Here is a 704-nt window from a genome sequence, read left to right on the forward strand (position 1 = left end):
ATGCAATCGACGTTCGCGAACTTCAGCGCGATCTCGCGGATCGACGGCAGACGCTTCATGATCGTCTCGGCGCCGATATGCGACAAGTCGAGCAACACGTGATCCTTGTTCGGACCGACGCCGCGTCCTTCCTTGATCTCCTGGTCCATCGAACGCGACACGAAATCGCGCGGCGCGAGGTCCTTGAGCGTCGGCGCGTAGCGTTCCATGAAGCGCTCGCCGTTCGAGTTGCGCAGAATGCCGCCCTCGCCGCGCACGCCTTCGGTGATCAGCACGCCGGCGCCCGCCACACCCGTCGGGTGGAACTGCCAGAACTCCATGTCCTGCAGCGCGATGCCCGAACGCGCGGCCATGCCGAGGCCGTCGCCGGTGTTGATGAACGCATTGGTCGATGCCGCGAAGATGCGGCCCGCGCCGCCCGTGGCGAAGAGCGTGGTCTTGCCTTCGAGGATATAGACGTCGCCCGTTTCCATTTCGAGCGCGGTCACGCCGAGCACGTCGCCATCGGCGTCGCGGATCAGATCGAGCGCCATCCATTCGACGAAGAACTGCGTCTTCGCCGCGACGTTCTGCTGGTACAGCGTGTGCAGCAGCGCGTGGCCGGTGCGGTCGGCAGCGGCGCACGCGCGCTGCACTGGCTTCTCGCCGTAGTTCGCCGTGTGGCCGCCGAACGGACGTTGATAGATCGTGCCGTCCGCGTTACG

General features: G+C 65.6%; 1 protein-coding gene. It reads right to left on the reverse strand.

Annotated elements, in window-relative coordinates:
* Positions 1-704: FAD-binding protein (locus AWB66_RS32650; protein ID WP_125469899.1), on the reverse strand; the 704-nt coding region annotated here is incomplete at both ends.

The sequence above is a fragment of the Caballeronia telluris genome (genome assembly GCF_001544495.1).
Lineage (GTDB): Bacteria > Pseudomonadota > Gammaproteobacteria > Burkholderiales > Burkholderiaceae > Caballeronia > Caballeronia telluris.